This is a genomic window from Parapedobacter indicus (assembly GCF_900113765.1).
In the GTDB taxonomy this organism is placed as follows: domain Bacteria; phylum Bacteroidota; class Bacteroidia; order Sphingobacteriales; family Sphingobacteriaceae; genus Parapedobacter; species Parapedobacter indicus.
On the sequence record NZ_FOQO01000010.1, the window covers coordinates 79289 to 96527 of the forward strand.

At 50.5% G+C, this 17239-nt stretch carries 15 protein-coding genes; all 15 read left to right on the forward strand.

The window, feature by feature from the left end; genetic code table 11:
- Window positions 1-12 precede the first annotated feature (12 nt).
- On the forward strand, window positions 13-1752 hold the full coding sequence (locus BMZ56_RS19280) for a GMC family oxidoreductase (RefSeq protein WP_090629523.1): 1740 nt from the start codon (window positions 13-15) through the stop codon (window positions 1750-1752).
- A gap of 14 nt (window positions 1753-1766) precedes the next feature.
- Window positions 1767-2396 (forward strand): gluconate 2-dehydrogenase subunit 3 family protein, encoded by a 630-nt coding sequence (locus BMZ56_RS19285; RefSeq protein ID WP_181127814.1) that lies wholly within the window; start codon window positions 1767-1769, stop codon window positions 2394-2396.
- 18 nt (window positions 2397-2414) lie between these two features.
- Complete coding sequence (locus BMZ56_RS19290) at window positions 2415-3863, forward strand: Gfo/Idh/MocA family protein (protein WP_090629529.1); 1449 nt, start codon at window positions 2415-2417, stop codon at window positions 3861-3863.
- A gap of 10 nt (window positions 3864-3873) precedes the next feature.
- On the forward strand, window positions 3874-4512 hold the full coding sequence (locus tag BMZ56_RS19295; RefSeq protein WP_090629531.1) for a 3-keto-disaccharide hydrolase: 639 nt from the start codon (window positions 3874-3876) through the stop codon (window positions 4510-4512).
- Window positions 4513-4524: 12 nt separating this feature from the next.
- Complete coding sequence (locus BMZ56_RS19300; RefSeq protein WP_090629534.1) at window positions 4525-5256, forward strand: orotidine 5'-phosphate decarboxylase / HUMPS family protein; 732 nt, start codon at window positions 4525-4527, stop codon at window positions 5254-5256.
- Window positions 5235-6260, forward strand: coding sequence for a zinc-binding dehydrogenase (locus tag BMZ56_RS19305; protein ID WP_090629539.1), 1026 nt, complete (start codon window positions 5235-5237; stop codon window positions 6258-6260). The genes BMZ56_RS19300 and BMZ56_RS19305 overlap by 22 nt, the downstream gene beginning before the upstream one ends.
- Window positions 6261-6282: 22 nt before the next feature.
- Window positions 6283-7092 (forward strand): SDR family NAD(P)-dependent oxidoreductase, encoded by an 810-nt coding sequence (locus BMZ56_RS19310; protein WP_090629542.1) that lies wholly within the window; start codon window positions 6283-6285, stop codon window positions 7090-7092.
- Window position 7093: 1 nt separating this feature from the next.
- On the forward strand, window positions 7094-7975 hold the full coding sequence (locus tag BMZ56_RS19315; protein ID WP_090629545.1) for a sugar phosphate isomerase/epimerase family protein: 882 nt from the start codon (window positions 7094-7096) through the stop codon (window positions 7973-7975).
- Window positions 7976-7990: 15 nt separating this feature from the next.
- Window positions 7991-8893 (forward strand): PfkB family carbohydrate kinase, encoded by a 903-nt coding sequence (locus BMZ56_RS19320; RefSeq protein WP_090629547.1) that lies wholly within the window; start codon window positions 7991-7993, stop codon window positions 8891-8893.
- Window positions 8894-8899: 6 nt separating this feature from the next.
- A complete protein-coding gene (locus tag BMZ56_RS19325) occupies window positions 8900-9616 on the forward strand; it encodes an MBL fold metallo-hydrolase (protein WP_090629550.1) in 717 nt (238 codons plus the stop codon).
- 16 nt (window positions 9617-9632) lie between these two features.
- A complete protein-coding gene (locus BMZ56_RS19330; RefSeq protein WP_090629554.1) occupies window positions 9633-10898 on the forward strand; it encodes an MFS transporter in 1266 nt (421 codons plus the stop codon).
- Between the two features lie 2 nt (window positions 10899-10900).
- Window positions 10901-11776: an SMP-30/gluconolactonase/LRE family protein gene (locus BMZ56_RS19335; protein WP_090629557.1), complete on the forward strand. Its 876-nt coding sequence runs from the start codon at window positions 10901-10903 to the stop codon at window positions 11774-11776.
- Window positions 11777-11873: 97 nt separating this feature from the next.
- On the forward strand, window positions 11874-12812 hold the full coding sequence (locus tag BMZ56_RS19340; protein WP_090629560.1) for a dihydrodipicolinate synthase family protein: 939 nt from the start codon (window positions 11874-11876) through the stop codon (window positions 12810-12812).
- A gap of 124 nt (window positions 12813-12936) precedes the next feature.
- Complete coding sequence (locus tag BMZ56_RS19345; RefSeq protein ID WP_143072975.1) at window positions 12937-13743, forward strand: metallophosphoesterase family protein; 807 nt, start codon at window positions 12937-12939, stop codon at window positions 13741-13743.
- A gap of 210 nt (window positions 13744-13953) precedes the next feature.
- The gene (locus BMZ56_RS19350) at window positions 13954-17229 is read left to right on the forward strand and encodes a SusC/RagA family TonB-linked outer membrane protein (protein ID WP_090629565.1); all 3276 of its coding nucleotides are present in this window, start codon (window positions 13954-13956) and stop codon (window positions 17227-17229) included.
- Window positions 17230-17239: the final 10 nt, after the last annotated feature.

Here is a 17239-nt window from a genome sequence, read left to right on the forward strand (position 1 = left end):
CCTAAAATCGACATGGCATTTAATATAAACAGCAGTAGAGACAAATACGACGTCATCATTGTTGGATCGGGCGCAGGGGGAGGTATGGCCGGTTATGTGCTGGCAAATGCAGGTTTGAAGGTATTGATGTTAGAATCCGGTCCGTTTTTCGATCCAGCCAAAGATTCATTACAGTTGCGTTGGCCTTGGGAATCGCCGCGAAGGGGCGCATCTACAAACCGTGCCTTCGGAGATTTCGATGGTGCTTTCGGAGGGTGGGAAATTGACGGGGAGCCTTATACTAACGACGAAGGAAGTGAATTCCGATGGTTCAGATCACGGATGCTTGGAGGACGGACAAACCACTGGGGGCGCATTTCCCTGCGTTTTGGTCCGAAAGATTTTAAAGGTGGAAGTTTAGACGGGGCTACAGATGACTGGCCGATCACCTATGAGGAAGTCAAGCCTTACTATGATAAAGTTGATGTATTGATTGGCGTGTACGGCACCAATGAAGGGCTGGAAGACGATCCCGACGGTGTTTTTCTAAAACCGCCGAAACCCAGGCTCCACGAAATGCTGATTACGGAAGAAGCCAAGAAAAAAGGGATTCCCGTGATTCCGGGCAGGGGGTCCGTGCTCACCGAACCGCTGAAAAACAACAGTCAGCGGGGCACCTGTTTCAATTGTGGCCAGTGTGGCAGGTCCTGTAAGGTATACGGAGATTTTTCGTCGTCGTCCGCGTTGGTCATTCCCGCTATCCGGACCGGTAACCTGGAAGTACTCCCAAACTCGTTGGTTCGCGAAGTGCTGGTAGATGGGGATGGACTGGCCAAAGGCGTGTCCTACATAAGCAAGGAAGATATGCAGGAATATCAGGTGTATGGCGCGCAGGTCATATTGGCCGCCAGTGCCTGCGAATCAGCCCGTATTCTACTGAATTCGAAATCAAGACAACACCCGCAGGGACTGGCCAACAGCAGCGGAGTGGTGGGCAAATACTTGCACGATTCCACGGGGGTAAGCGTAGCGGCATACCTTCCTCAATTGAAAGACCGCAAGCGGTATAACGAAGATGGGGTAGGTGGCCCGCACGTCTATGCACCCTGGTGGTTGGACAATTCGAAGCTGGACTTTCCGAGGGGCTATCACATCGAATTCGGTGGTGGGATGAACATGCCTTCCTATGGGTATTTGAACGACTTGCCCCGGTTTAACGGAGCGTTAGCCGAGGCAGACGGGAAGGCAAAGAAAAGTCGGGGCTACGGTCGGTCCTTGAAAGATGAATACCGTAGTTATTTTGGAACAAAAGTGGTACTGGCCGGCCGGGGCCTGGCAATTGCGCGAAAAGACAATTACTGCGAAATAGACCCCAACGCTGTCGATAAATATGGTATCCCTGTACTGAAATTCCACTATAAGTGGCATGACGCGGAAATTAAACAAGGCAAGCACATGCAAGATACGTTTCACGACCTGTTCACCGGTATGGGGGCGGTAATCACTTCGGAGTATGTGGGGGCTGACCGGAGTTATGGACTCAAAAAGCCCGGCGAGATTATCCATGAGGTGGGTACCGTGCGGATGGGGGATGACCCGAAAACATCGGCACTGAATAAATGGTGCCAGGCCCATGATTGCAAGAACCTGTTTGTCGTAGACGGTGCGCCTTTTGTACAGCAGGGCGACAAAAACCCGACGTGGACCATATTGGCGTTGTCCATGCGAACCTCAGAGTATATTTTGGAACAACGGAAAAGACGCAATCTGTAAGTACAATGAATAAAATGAAACGAAGAGATGCCCTGAAAGCCATTGGCGTGTCCATGGTGGCAAGTGGGCTGCTCTTTCACCGATGCAGTAACGAAAAAGCGGATCGGGTGATCTCCCGGGTCAATCTGGAACTGAAGGAGGGCAGGGAACTTTGGGAATGGGAGCGGCTTGATGAATTGAATTCCTTTACATTTTTCGATCGGCAGGAAAGAGGTACGCTTACGGAGCTGGTGGATCTGATTATACCCGCGGATGAAGATTCCCCGGGTGCGTCCGAAGTGGGCGTTCCCGATTTTATCGAATTTATCGTAAAAGATCAGCCGGAATTGCAGCAGCCGATGCGGGATGGGCTGAAGTGGATCGACGATTATTCCAGGCAGCAGTTCGGGAGTGCATTTATCGGAATTACGACCAATCAGCAGACGCAGATCCTGGACCGCATCGCCTACCCGGAATCGAAAAGCAGCGAGTTGCGACCGGGCATCGCATTTTTTGCGCTGCTCAGGGAACTGACGGCCTCGGGATATTTTACCACGAAAGCGGGCATCGAATACCTGGGGTATGTGGGTAACCGGCCGAATGTGTGGGAAGGAGTCCCAGCGGACGTTCTCAGACAATATCACCTGACGCATTTAATTACGTAAACCAACGAATCCAAGAATATGAAGCAAGACAGTAAAAAACAATCCAGAAGGGATTTTATCAGCACCGCCGGCCTCGCAGTTGCAGGCGTAACCATCGTGCCCCGCCACGTATTGGGCGGTAAGGGATTTATTGCACCCAGTGATAAGCTGTTGGTCGCCGGTGTGGGGGTAGGTGGCAAAGGGAGAAGCGACCTAAAGAATTTTTACGATAGCGGCAAAGCGGAAATTGCCTATCTGTGCGATGTGGACGACCGGATGGCGAAAGAATCCCGGGAACGGTTCCCCAAAGCGAAATATTACCACGATTGGCGGGAGTTATTCGACAAGGAGTCCAAAAACTTCGATGCGGTGTCGGTGTCTACGCCCGACCACAACCACGCCATCATCGCGATGAATGCCATGCAGCTTAGAAAGCATGTATATGTGCAGAAGCCGATGACGCACGACATCTATGAAGCAAGAAAACTTACGGAGGCAGCGGAAAAATACAAGGTGGTTACCCAAATGGGCAATCAGGGCGCTTCTGGCGATGGGGTGAGGCAGCTTAGGGAGTGGTTCGACGCCGGTATAATCGGCGATGTGCATACAGTTTATACCTGGACGAACCGTCCCGTATGGCCACAGGGCATTCCCTGGCCCGCGCAGTCGCCCGCTGTTCCCAAAGAACTGGACTGGGATCTCTGGTTGGGCACGGCCCCCTATAAAGAATACGTAGACGGGCTCATCCCGGGAAGCTGGCGGGGATGGTGGGATTACGGAACCGGCGCGCTGGGCGATCTGGGTTGCCACCTCCTCGAAGCACCTTTTTCCGTGCTGGACCTGAAGTATCCGACAGATGTACAGGCAACCGTTGGCAGCGTGTATACGGCCTTCGGAGAGCGTGGCTATTTTGAGGACAGCTGCCCGCCGTCGGGCTACGCCATCTTGACTTTCCCCAAAACCAGTAAAACGCAGGGGGAAGTAAAGCTGCACTGGATGGATGGGGGGATCAAGCCGATGCGGCCGGACGAACTGGAGCCGGATGAAATCATGGGCGACGGTAACAGTGGTATCCTGTTTATCGGTACAAAGGGAAAAATGATGGCCAGTGAATATGCTGCCAATCCGAGGCTTATCCCGGTGTCGAAGACCAAGGAAGTAACCGTTCCGCAGCGGTATGAGCGGGTGAAGGGCGGTGCCGACGGACATTATGCGCAGTGGGTCGAAGGGGCGATTGCCGGATATGGCAATGCCAAGCTAAGTGCACCCTTCGAACTTTCAGGTCCGCTAACAGAAACCGTGCTGATGGCCAACCTGGCAATACGGGTAGCCGACATTCCCCAGCCGCGGCCCAATGGTAAAGGCTTCATGTACCCGGGAAGCAACAAGCTGATGAAATGGGACAGCGGAAACATGCGGATTACCAATTACGAAGCCGCAAATCAATTCGTGAAGCGGGAATACAGAAAAGGTTGGGGACAATTATAAATTAGTGTATATGAAACCGAAATTTTATATAGCCTGTTTTCTTGCCCTCTGGTTTACCGGTGCGGCAGCACAAACAGGCCGCTGGATATCGCTGTTTGACGGCAAGACGCTGAACGGATGGAAAGCGAGTGAAAATGAATCGTCCTTCCGTGTGGAAGACGGCTGTATCGTGCAGGAAGGACCGCGGTCCCACCTGTATTATATGGGTGATGTAAGTAGCCATGTGTTCAAGAACTTTGAATTCAAGGCCCAGGTGTATACGTTTGAGAATGCCAACTCGGGCATTTATTTCCATACCCGTTTCCAGGAAAAGGGGTTTCCCAATTACGGATACGAGGTACAGGTGAACAATTCGCACCGAGATGCGATCCGCACGGGCAGTTTATACAACGTGGTAGATATCGCAGATAAGTACGCGGTTGATGGCGAGTGGTTTGAGCTGTATATCAAAGTGGTGGGTAACCACGTTATTATAAAAGTGAACGGTACAACCGTGGTAGATTATACCCAAATGACCGATAAAAGCCGGCTGGTAAGGCAGGAAGATCATTTCGGCCGCTATGTGGATTCCGGAACATTCGCCATCCAGGCGCACGATCCGGGTTCGAAAGTGAAGTATAAAGATATTCAGGTAAAGATTTTAGATTAAGCAACGTAAAAAATGAAGCCAATTGTTCAGATCTCATTGGATCTTACGGATATTGAGGAGGCGGTAAAGACCGCTCATGTAGCATTGCAGGCCGGTGTAGATTGGCTGGAGGTGGGGACCCCTCTGGTGCTTGCAGAAGGCCTGCATGGAGTACGGAGGCTGAGAAGCGAATTTCCGGATACGCCGTTGGTGGTCGACCTGAAGACCATGGATGGCGGCTACCTGGAAGCAGAGATGATGGCTAAGGCAGGCGCAACGCACGTGGTGGTCATGGGCAGAGCTCATGCGGAAACCATCAAATGCGTGGTGCAGGCTGGTCGTGATTTTGGCGTTAAAGTGATGGGAGACAACCTTGCGTGCGACTCGATGGTGGATGGTGCGAAGTTTTTGGAAGACCTGGGGTGTGATTATGTGATCCACCACATTGGTTACGACGAGCGGCGGGGGTTGGTTGCACAGGGCTTGCCCTGCCCCAGTCCGTTGGACCAGCTTACCGAAGTGGTGGAAGCGGTAAACGTACCGGTTCAAGCCGTTGGTGGGTTGTCCATCGACCAAGCCATCTCATGCCCGTCTTATGGGGCACCGCTGGTGGTACTTGGAGCACCTCTTACAATTGATGCCGACTCGTTCAGAACCTCGAGCAGCAACGACCTACCAAGTGTATTACGGACCATCTGCGAAAATATCCATTCGCAACAAATCAAAAAGAAATATAAACAATCATGGAGTTTTTATCAGTCGTAAATTTTGATCGCCAAAAGGGTTCGGTGGAGCTCCGGAAGGTACCCAAACCTTCCCCGAAAAGCGGGGAGGTTATTCTGGAAGTAAAGGGCGTGGGCGTATGCGGAAGCGATCTGCACCAATGGACGGCCAGTCACAGCTGGGAGGTGAACTATCCAGTTATCCTGGGCCATGAGTTCGCAGGGGTTATCGATGAAATCGGTCCAGATGTGAAAAATTGGGAAGTCGGTGACCGGGCAGTGAGTGAAACGGCCGCTGTGATCGATCTGGACAACCCGCTGTCAAAGGTGGGACTGTACAACCTTGATCCATCGCGGAAGGGATTTGGTTACGGTGTTAACGGCGCGATGACCAAGTATGTGGCCGTGCCTGCCCGTTGCCTGCATCGCATACCGGATTCCTTGGCGTTTGAAAAGGCCTGCCTGACTGAACCGTGCAGCGTAGCCTATAATGCGGTGGTAAACAATGCCGACATCAAGCCCGGCGACCGGGTGCTGGTCATCGGCCCGGGTACCATCGGGATGCTTTGCGCACTGATGGCCCAGCTAAGGGGGGCTGAAGTGGGGATCGTGGGGCTGGAAAGTGACCGCGTGCGGCTGGACATCGCAGCGGCCTACGGGATACAACCCCTCACCGACAACGCCGGTGCATGGGCGAAGGAACTGGACGGAATGGGGGTCGATTGTGTGATCGATTCCGCGGGGATCAGCCATACCCTCCAGAACGCCATCGACTGGGTGCGCCCCAACGGACAGGTGGTTAAAGTAGGATGGGGGCCGCAACCCATCGGATTTTCACTGGATCCCATCGTGCAGAAAAACGTACGGATCCAGGGCAGCTTCAGCCACAACTGGCCGGTATGGGAAAAAGTGATCCGGCTGTTGGCTACAGGCCGCCTTGACATCAGTAAAATCGTTGGCGGGATGTGGCCCCTGGAGGACTGGGAAGTGGCGTTCCGCAAGATGAAGGACGGAGAAGTCATCAAAAGTGTACTGATACCGAAATAACAATCAATCGGGAGGAACAACCATGCAAAACGATTTATTAAAAGATAAGGTGATCATCGTCACCGGCGCATTCGGGGGAATCGGGCTCGCGATTGCGAAAGCCTGCCTGAATGCCGGCGCGCAGGTGCTGCTGCACGGGCGAAGCGAACGAAACCTAGCCGACGCACTGGGCTACCTGGACGGTGGGGATCGGGTCGAACCGTTTGTCGGTGACGTGACGCGCGACAACTTTGCGACGGATTTGGTGGAAGCCACCGTCCGCCGTTTTGGCAGAATCAATGGCATCGTCAACAATGCGGCTTATGTGGTCTCGTCCAATGTGAACGATACGACGCTTGCCCTGTTCCGGGAAGTGCTGGAAGTAAATTCGCTCGCCCCGTTTTCCATCATTCAATCGGCGCTGCCCCACTTGGCGGAAACCAAGGGGGCGGTGGTCAATATCGGCTCGGTCAATGCCTATGCCGGAGAACCGGGTCTGTTGGCATACAGTGTCTCAAAGGGGGCGTTGATGACGCTTACAAGAAACCTGGGCGATAGCCTGCACCGGGACTTCGGCATCCGGGTAAACCAACTGAATGTGGGATGGGTATTGACAGAAAAAGAACAGGAGCGGAAAGTAGGTCACGGGTTGCCCGCCGATTGGTACACCCTGATTTCGCCGATGTACGCCCCTGCCCGGCGGTTATTGGATCCGATGGAGGTCGCGAATTCCGCCGTATTGTGGCTTTCGGATTCGCTGGGCCCGGTAAGTGGGCAAGCCGTCGAACTGGAGCAGCATCCCATCATTGGGCGGAATCCGGAAAAAAACTTAGACGCATTAGACATCGAATAATATGCCCAAATTAGCTGTATTCCCGAAAGCGTTTATGAAAGCGCTTTGCGTAACGGGAGAAATGACACTCGACGAATGGATCGATCTCGCATCGACACTCGAAATCGACGGACTGGAATGGTATGCAGGCTTCCTGGGGATGAAAAATCCCAGCGACTGGAGCCGCTATCGGAGCCGGGTCAGCGATGCCGGACTGGAGATACCGATGATGTGCTGCTCGCCGGATTTTACGCATCCCGATGCGGCGTTCAGGAGCGAACAGATCCAGAAGCAGAAACAATGGATCGATATGACACATGCATTGGGAGGCCGCTATTGCCGTGTCCTGTCGGGCCAGCGGCGGCCGGAGCTTTCGATTGAAGAAGGCGTAAAACTAGCGGTGGATTCGATCCAGGAATGCCTCGAATATGCCCGGACGCTTGACATCACCCTGATCCTTGAAAATCATTACAAAGACGATTTTTGGAAATTTCCGGAATTTGCACAGAAGGCTGCGGTATTCTGTCAGATCGTGGAGGCTATCGACGATCCCCATTTCGGTGTGAACTATGACCCGAGCAACACATTCCTTGCCGGTGAAGATCCGTTGGAACTGCTGGAAAAAGTGAAATACCGCATTAAGACGATGCACGCCAGCGACCGGTACCTGGTGGGCGGAACCCTAGCGGACCTGCGGAAGATGGAAGACAACGCCGAAGGGTATGCCTCGGTGCTGCGGCATGGCGAAATCGGCAAAGGACTCAATGATTACGACGCCATCTTCACAACCCTGAAAGCGGTCCGTTTTGATAGCTGGATCAGTATTGAAGACGGTGTGGACGGCATGGATCAATTGAAAAGGAGCGTGGATTTCGTAAACCGGAAGATCAGGCAATACTGGTAGCCTAACAGCAGGGTTATGGGAAAAAGCAATCGAATATTCTGTTTCGGGGAAGTGTTATGGGACGAAGTGAACGGAGAAGATTTCCCGGGAGGTGCTCCGTTGAATGTGGCGTACCATATGGCGAAAGATACTAACTTTGACGTCTACATGATCAGCAGCGTTGGCACCGATGCCCCGGGTAAGCGCATGCGGTCGCTCATCGGCGGTTGGTCTATCGATACGCGGTTTATACAATCCATCGACGACTACCCCACCGGTCGGGTGGTCGCCAATGTGTCGGACAAAACGAACGTGTCGTATGATATCCTACGGCCCGTAGCGTGGGACCATATCCGGGAAGATGGTGACCTCGGTACATATATTCCGGAAAACGCGTGCTTGATCTTCGGCAGTCTTGCCTGCCGGAATTCGGTTTCCAGGCATACCCTGCACAACCTGCTGTCCACAAAGTGTTTACGTGTGTTCGATATCAATCTGCGGGGCAACTTCTATGACAGGCAGACGTTGTCCACATTGTTAAGCAGTACTGATCTGCTGAAAATCAACGAGGAGGAACTCGCCGAGGTGACGCGTATTTTCCAGCCTGCTTCGGCACAGGCACCCGAACCGGTACAGCTGCGTGCGCTGATGGGGCGTTTTGGCATCAAGGAGACAATTCTTACCCGTGGGGCGGATGGTGCCAGCTATTACACATTCGACGGACGGGTGGATGTGGCGGGCATAACGGTGCCAGTAGCCGATACCATCGGCTGTGGCGATGCATTTTTGGCCGCCTTTCTACGGTATCGACTTGCGGGTACGACGGTACAGGCCGCGCTGTCCCATGCGGTATTGATCGGAGCGTTCATCGCAAAGCAAAAGGGCGGTTGCCCGGCCTATGCACTGGAAGATCTGGACGTATTTACAAAAGAAATTTGAGGTAGCATGCAATTACTGCACAACATATTCCAGGTCAGCGGTGACCTGGTGGGGCTAACCGTGGATGAACCGGGAGCTATCTGGAACGATTGCAACAGTTACGTGATCCGCCTGGAGGAAGGATTGCTGCTGTTCGACACGGGCTGTGGTGACACGCTGGATCAGCTGTTTGCCAATATCCGTTATTGGGGGATGGACCCGGCGGACATTCGGTATGTTTTTCTAACGCATGCCCATTACGACCACGCAGGGGGTGGCCATTTGCTGAAAGATCTCCGGATTCAGTTCGTTTCAGGGAACGAGACGGCCGATGCGGTGGGCAAAGGCGACAAGCGGTGCTGTGGCTACCTATATCACAAAGTGTTTACTCCATTTGACGTAGATACGGTCCTTAACGACGGTCAAAAGATTGTGGTATTGGGCTTGGAAATTGAAGCCCGGTTAATGCCGGGCCACAGCATGGGCTGTACCATCTATTCCTTTGTGTGGGAAGGTAAAAAGGTGGTCATCAGCGGAGATGTGATCGGTACGAAGCTTAGTGGCGATTTTGGCTGGTCCGGTTCCATTGATTTCTGTCGTACGAAATACCTGGATTCCCTGACACAGATGGCCGATCTTGAAATCGACTATATGCTGCCGGGACACGGCATGGTTTATTTCTCGGGTGCCAAACGGCGCGTTGAGGAAGTACTGAATACGGCACTCATGGAGTGGCGGCAATAAAAAAACAACATCATCGATGATTCACAGAAAACAATTATTTCAGGCCAGTTGCCTGGCGCTTCTGGTTACCTCCCTTTCTTTCGGTATCCGGGCCGGTGTACTCAATGACCTCGGTACCAATTTCCAGCTTAGCAATGCGGCGCTGAGCCAGATCACCGCAGCGGCATTCTGGGGATTCCCCCTTGCAGTGATCGCCGGAGGCTTTCTGGTGGATGCCATCGGCATGAAACGCATGGTACTGTTGGCTTTCATCTTTCACATAGCTGGGATATTGCTGACGGTCTTTGCTTCCGGCTATTGGTCGTTGTTTATTTCCACTCTACTCATCGGCATCGCCAACGGCAGCGTGGAAGCGGCATGTAATCCATTGGTCACCGCCCTGTATCCGGAGAAAAGAACCACGATGCTTAATTATTTCCACCTTTGGTTCCCCGGTGGCATCGTAGTCGGCACATTGATCGTTGTATTGTTCCATGCGATCGGACTTGGCTGGCAATGGCAGGTAGGGATGATGCTGCTGCCGGCCCTGCTATATGGATACCTGTTCATTAAACTCGATTTTCCCGAAACGGAACGCGTGTCTTCGGGTATACCAGCCAGCCGGATGTACCGGGCCGTGTTTTCGCCCTTGTTTCTGTTCATGGTCATCTGCATGTTCGGCACCGCGATTACCGAGCTCTTTACGGGGCAATGGATCGACGTATTGTTGAAGAACGTGATGGACAATGCGATTCTGATCCTCACGCTGACCACCGGAATCATGGCAATAGGCCGGGCTTTCGCTGCGCCGATCATGAAGATTATGCGCCCGGAACGGGTGTTGCTGGCGTCGATTCTCACCACGTCCTTGGGGCTTTACCTGTTAGCCACCGTGAGCGGTGGTACGGTACTTTTGGCGGCCATCGTTTTTGGTGTGGGGGTATGCTACATCTGGCCGACGATGCTTGGATTTGTGGCCGAATATGTTCCCGAATCCGGCGCACTCGGAATGAACCTCATGGCGGGAGCGGGAATGTTTGCGGTGACGCTTTATACGCTATTCATGGGAGGGTATTACGATTCCCTGATCGTGCAGGAGCTCCCGCCATCGGCGGTAATTGAGAGCTACCTGACTGCTGCCCCTGGAACGGACGAATTCGTTCAATTGGAGGCGGCAAGGGCCATTGTAGGGCCTAAGGTTCTGCTGAAAACGCTGCAGATCCCGCTCGTATTAATCATCGCATTTATCGGGCTGAATATTTTTATGGTCCGGAAAAATGCAGTAAACATAACGACACGGTAAAAATGAATAAAGCTAACGTACTCATTGATGGGCAGAACCTATTGGGCGAAGGGCCGTTGTGGTTAGAAAAGCACCGGCAATTAGCTTGGGTAGACATACTGAAAAATGAAGTTTTTCTTTATGATTTTTCACAGCCAAAGTTACGACGCTTCCGTTACGACAAGCCGGTTACGCTGTTGGTCACAACGGATGCTGCCGATAAACTGATCGTAGCGATGCAGGGAGGAATCGCGGAACTGAGCCTGCATGACGGTGCCCTGACACCGCTGTTGCCGCTGGAATCCGATAAGCCGAACAACCGGACAAACGACGGTGGATGCGATCCGTATGGCAGGCTCTGGGTGGGAACCATGGATAAGCAGTTCAAAGAAGGAGCGGGTAACTTATACATGCTTAATGATGGCCAATTCGTTTCCAGAGTGAGGAAAACAACCATCGCAAATGGATTGGTTTGGTCGCCCGATGGGCAAACAATGTATTTTATCGATTCACCACGGAAAGCCGTCAGCGCATATGCCTATGCTTCAGATGGCGGTATTACGCCCCTTGGGGATGTCGTGCGGATACCTGAAATGCTGGGTGGTCCCGATGGAATGGCCATCGACGAAGAAGGTATGCTGTGGATTGCCCATTACGGTGGATATTCGGTAGGCAGGTGGAATCCGCATAATGGAGAGCTGCTTGAAAAAATAGCGGTTCCTGCTCCCAATGTAACCGCCTGCACTTTCGGCGGAAGTGAAATGAAAACCTTATTTATTACCACGGCCAGGCAGGAAATGTCTGCTGATCAGTTAATGGAATACCCGTTAAGCGGCAGCCTTTTTTACACAGATACAAACGTAGCAGGTGTAAAAAAAAGCAAGGCATTGATAGGGTAACATCCTATAATATCCCGCCAATTTGATACAGAACTGTTACAGTCGCTTCATCTATCTTTGTTTTTATCAATTACAATACAACATTACCCAGATATCAATGAGTAGAAAAAGTAAGGGATATATTCCCGTTATGCTAACTCCTTTTACGGAAAGCGGAGCGGTTGATTTTGATGGATTGACCAAACTCACAGAGCTTTATCTCCAAGCCGGAGCGGCCGGCCTGTTTGCCAATTGCCAATCGAGTGAAATGTTTAATCTATCATCCGAAGAGCAGCTTGCTGTTACCAAGCAGGTACTGCGAGTAGCGGATGGTGCGGTGCCGGTAGTAGCCACCGGTACATTCGGTGGTCCGGTGGAACAACAGGCGGATTTCGTGAAGCGGATGTACGAAACGGGGGTGGAAGCCGTCATCGTAATTACAAATATGCTGGCAGAAGAATCGGAAAGCGCAGAAATATTTGACGAACGTTTTGGGCAATTGCTGGATGCTACACCGGGCATACCATTGGGATTCTATGAATGCCCAGAACCGTTTAAGCGTGTGCTGACCGCGGACCAACTGAAGCGCTTCGTGGGCACAGGTCGTGTTATTTACCACAAAGATACCTGCTTGGATATCGAGCAGATCAAGGCAAAACTGGAAGCAACAAAAGGGGTGCCCGAGTTTGGCTTATACGATGCGTATATGGTTCATGCGGTGGAGTCATTAAAGGCTGGCTCTGCTGGCTTGTCTTGTATCCAGGGGAATTATTACCCAGAGCTAATTGTTTGGTTATGTAACCACTACGATAGCGACGAACGGGCAAATCAGGTTGAAATCCTGCAGCAATTCTTTGTCGATCATATGGATGTGATGCACGCCGTGTATCCCGTCGTGGCCAAATATTTTTTGCAAAAAAGAGGACTGCCTATTTCAACCTTTACACGAAAAAATGTGGGTCTATTCGATGAAACCGTCAGAAAACAACTGGACTCACTTTATGTCCAGTTTCAGCAACTGTTGGAGCAGATTGAATTAAAGCCGGTATTGGCCTGATGTAAATAAGCGGCTTCTTGTGAGACGGTCAAGATTTTTTTGCTTCTACCTTTTTATCGGAATACTGGTTTTCAATTCCTGCGCAAAAGTGGATAACAACGCGCGGGATTTTTCTTTCGTTTTTATGACGGATCTTCATTTGAAGCCGGATTCGACTATATCGTCTGCTTTCGACCGGGTGATTGACACCGTAAATAGTCTTGGCGTTGACTTTGTCATCTCGGGAGGTGATCAGGTCTATGACGTGATGCGCGGAAATGTTCAACGGAGCGATTCGCTCTTCCAGTTCTTTCTCGAAAAAAAGAAACGGTTTAACGTACCCGTTTACACAACGGTAGGTAATCATGATTTATTCGGAATCTATGAAGAAAGCGACGTGGATTCAACGCACATAGATTATAAAACCGGTATGTATCAGCGTTATCTGGGTGAACCCTATTATTCGTTCGATCATAAGAATTGGCATTTCGTGGTGTTGAATTCACTAGATGTTCAGGATAAAAAATATATCGGGAAAGTTGACAGCGATCAAATGAGGTGGTTGAAGGCGGATCTCGCGGAGATTCCTGCTGAAACCCCCGTTGTCGTTGCCTTGCACATACCGCTTGTCTCTGCTTTTAAACAGGTTTATCCCGCTACCGGATCGGATGAGGCTTACCATAAACCGATGGTTATCAATAGGAGCGAAATTCTTGAACTATTGCAGCAGTATAATGTAAAGTTGGTGCTTCAAGGACATTTGCATTGGCTGGAAGATCTGGCGATTGAAAACCATACGCACTATATTACCGGAGGTTCCGTGGCGGGAAGACCGTCGTGGCGTGGCACACGTCACGGGCCGCAGGGCTTTCTTCATTTCCATGTCAGCGGAGACGAGGTGACGTGGGATTACATCGATTATGGCGGCGGAAAATCCTTCCGTGTTAATTAGCTGTTTCCAAAAAACATCTTCTTGGTTTTTTTTATAAGTATCAGATCATGAGTGTCTTGCGTTTTGTGGATTGATTTAAATTTTTCGATAAAATCCTACAATACTGCGCCAATTTTTTATAGAAGTGACTGTACTGCTTGATTTACCTTTGCTTCATTGACTCCCGGCTAGTGCCGATTGTTAACCAGTTTATATTAATCTTTTGATTTTATGATACAAACTTTTGCAAAATTCATTTTCTTGTTGGTTGGTCTGAATTATGCACAGCACGCTTGGGCACAACAGTTGACGGTTAAAGGGCAGGTAACTGATGCTGCCAGTGGCGAGCCGCTATCTGGTGCAACCGTTTCGGTTGTTGGAAGTACGGTGAGCACTACATCAGATGAAAATGGCCGGTATTCCCTAGTTGTCCACGTGACACCTGAAAAAATTTCGGTTACCTTTTTAGGTTATCAAAAACAGGAACAGCCTCTTGGAGGACAAACGGAACTGGACTTTCGGTTGGTTAAAAGCGATGCGTCTTTGGACGAGGTCGTTGTAACGGCGCTGGGTATTAAAAGGGAACGTAAATCGTTGGGATATTCCGTAGGAAATGTGGATGGTGAGGCGCTTAATGAAACTCCCCAGGCGAACGTATTGAATGCCTTGTCGGGAAAAGTAGCTGGCGTACAGATTTCCCAAATGGATGGAACCGCGGGTTCTTCTGTCAACATGGTCATCCGGGGAGCCAACTCATTGAATGGTGATAATCAACCCCTGTTTGTAATCGATGGGGTACCAGTGAGTAACCAACTGAACAATGGATTCAGCGGTGCCGATATGGGCAATGCGATATCCGATATCAATCCTAACGATATTGAAAACGTGTCGGTGCTGAAAGGCCCGAGTGCCGCAGCACTTTATGGGTCGAGGGCGGGAAATGGGGTGGTATTGATTACGACAAAGTCTGGAGCCGGGTCAAAACGCGGTATCGGTGTGTCGTTAAGTGCCGCGTTGACGGCAGAAGTCCCTTATCGTTATGTGCCCGTACAAAATAAATTCGGCAACGGAAAAGCGGGAGCTCATCTTTTGGAAGAAAGTGAAAATGAGAATTGGGGCGCTGAATTGGACGCGGGTGAACAATGGGTACAATGGAATAGCAATGGCCAGGCCGTACCCCTGGTTTCCTATCCCGATCGATTTCAAGACTTTTTTCAAACCGGTTTGACGTCTACCAACAATGTTGCGGTCGACGGTAGTTACGATAAGGGAAATTTTCGTTTATCTGTCGGTAACATGGAAAACAAAGGCATCATACCAAATACCGATCTTTCACGGGTTACGTTGGCTTTGAATACCTCGTATCGTCTAACCGACCGGTTACGAGCTACGGCGAATTTCGGTATTACCGAATCCGGTTCAGACAACCGTCCGGTAATCGACGGAGAACGGAATTCTCCCGTCAGAAGTCTTTACGAGACGGGAGCCCAGGTAAACATTTTAGATTTAGTGAATTATTGGATTCCGGGTATGGAAGGAATCCAGCAATTGAAATACAAGGACAAGCAAAACAATCCGTATTTTCTGGCTTACGAAAATCCGACCTCATTTAAGCGTAACCGTACGGTAAGCAAATTGCAACTTGATTATACGATTTCCGACGACTTCGCTTTTTTGGTACGTTATGCACGTGATGAAACGAACGAGAATCAGGAAGCGAAGCGTGCCTACAGTAATTTCAACAACCTGAAAGGCAGTTATCAATTGGATGATAATTATCGTAAAGAAGACAACATCGACGCAACCCTGTCGTATAAAAAGGAATTTGCTTCGATCTGGAGCATCAATGCGATGGCTGGTTTCAATCGCATGGAACGACAGGTACAGATAATGAATAATTATACATCAGAGCTTGTGATTCCGGACCTGTATTCCATATCCAACGGCGCTCCCGGAACCGTTGTGTATGACAGTTTCAAATCAAGGAAATTATTATATGGTGTCTATGGTACCGCGTCGGTGGGATTTGCGGACAAAATCTACCTGGATCTAACCGCCCGGAACGATTGGTCAAGTACCCTTCCAAGCAACAATCGGTCTTATTTTTATCCGTCGGCTTCGCTTAGCTTTTTGCTTCACGAACTAGTGGCGCTTCCCGATTGGCTAACTTTCCTCAAATTGAGAGCGGGCTCGGCACAGGTCGGTAACGACGTTGAACCGTACAGCCTCCGGGCTACTTATTCCAACGATTCCGATTGGGGATCGGCCAAAAGGTTGTACATGGGCAATGAATTGCGGAATGCCACACTTGAACCAGAGATATCAACTTCCCATGAGGCGGGTTTGGAATTTCAGTTTCTCGGCAACCGTCTCGGGTTTGAAGCTACTTATTATACCGTCAATAACAAAAATCAGGTCTTGTCTATCGGATTGCCGATCGAGTCTGGCGCGGGAAGCAAGCTGATTAACGCAGGGTTGGTGCGTAGCCGGGGAATTGAGGCACGGCTAAGCGGCACACCGATACAGAACCGGAATTTTAGGTGGGACATGAATGTGACGTTTACGCGCAATCGAACGGTTATCGAAGAATTGGCCGAAGGAATTGAATATTTTAATTTCACCTCTTACAGCGGTCTGGAAGTCCGGACCTATGCGGGTGGGGGTATCGGAGACATGTACATGCGGCCTATGTTGACCGTCAAGGATAAAAACTCTCCCTATTACGGATACCCGCTGCTGACCAACTCGGGGGTTTACCAAACGGACAACGATATCAGCAACTTAGTGAAGATCGGAAATTTCAATCACGACTTCATGCTCTCTTTTCAACCATCGTTCACCTATAAATCGTTCAGTTTGTATGCAAACATAGACTGGCGGCAGGGTGGGATGTTTTATTCCAATACCATGATGTTTTTAGGAAACAATGGCCAATTGGAAGAAACGCTATCTGGTGCTTCTTACGATCGTTCACGGGGTATTGAAGAACAGGTTAAAGCAAGTCCGGAAGCCTATTTTGGAAAATGGATAGGGGGAAGAAACGCCGATTATGGCGGCCTGCCGTGGCCGGGTGCTGAAAGCGAGGTAAGGAAACAGGATGCGAGCTTCAATATTGGCGTGCGAGAAGTAATCGATGAAAATGGCCACTCTTCTTACGTTGAAAACCTGGGCGGTGCCACCACAGTTTGGTTAGATCCGTTCAATGCCTATCGGTATTCAACCCGGCCATTCCCCGATCGTAATCTCTATAGCGCTACATACGTTAAATTACGGGAAATTGCCCTGACTTACCGATTGCCCCAATCATTTTCAAGCCGGTTGAGGTTGCAGCAGACTTCAGTTTCGTTTGTGGCCAATAATGTCTTTCAATGGAATGCTGCCGGTATCGATATTGATCCCGAACGTGCATATAGGCAATCGGCAGCAGGATGGATACAGGGGGTTGAATATTACAACGTGATGCCCTGGACGGCATCCTTCGGGTTAAAATTAACTGTCAATTTTTAAACTAGGTGAT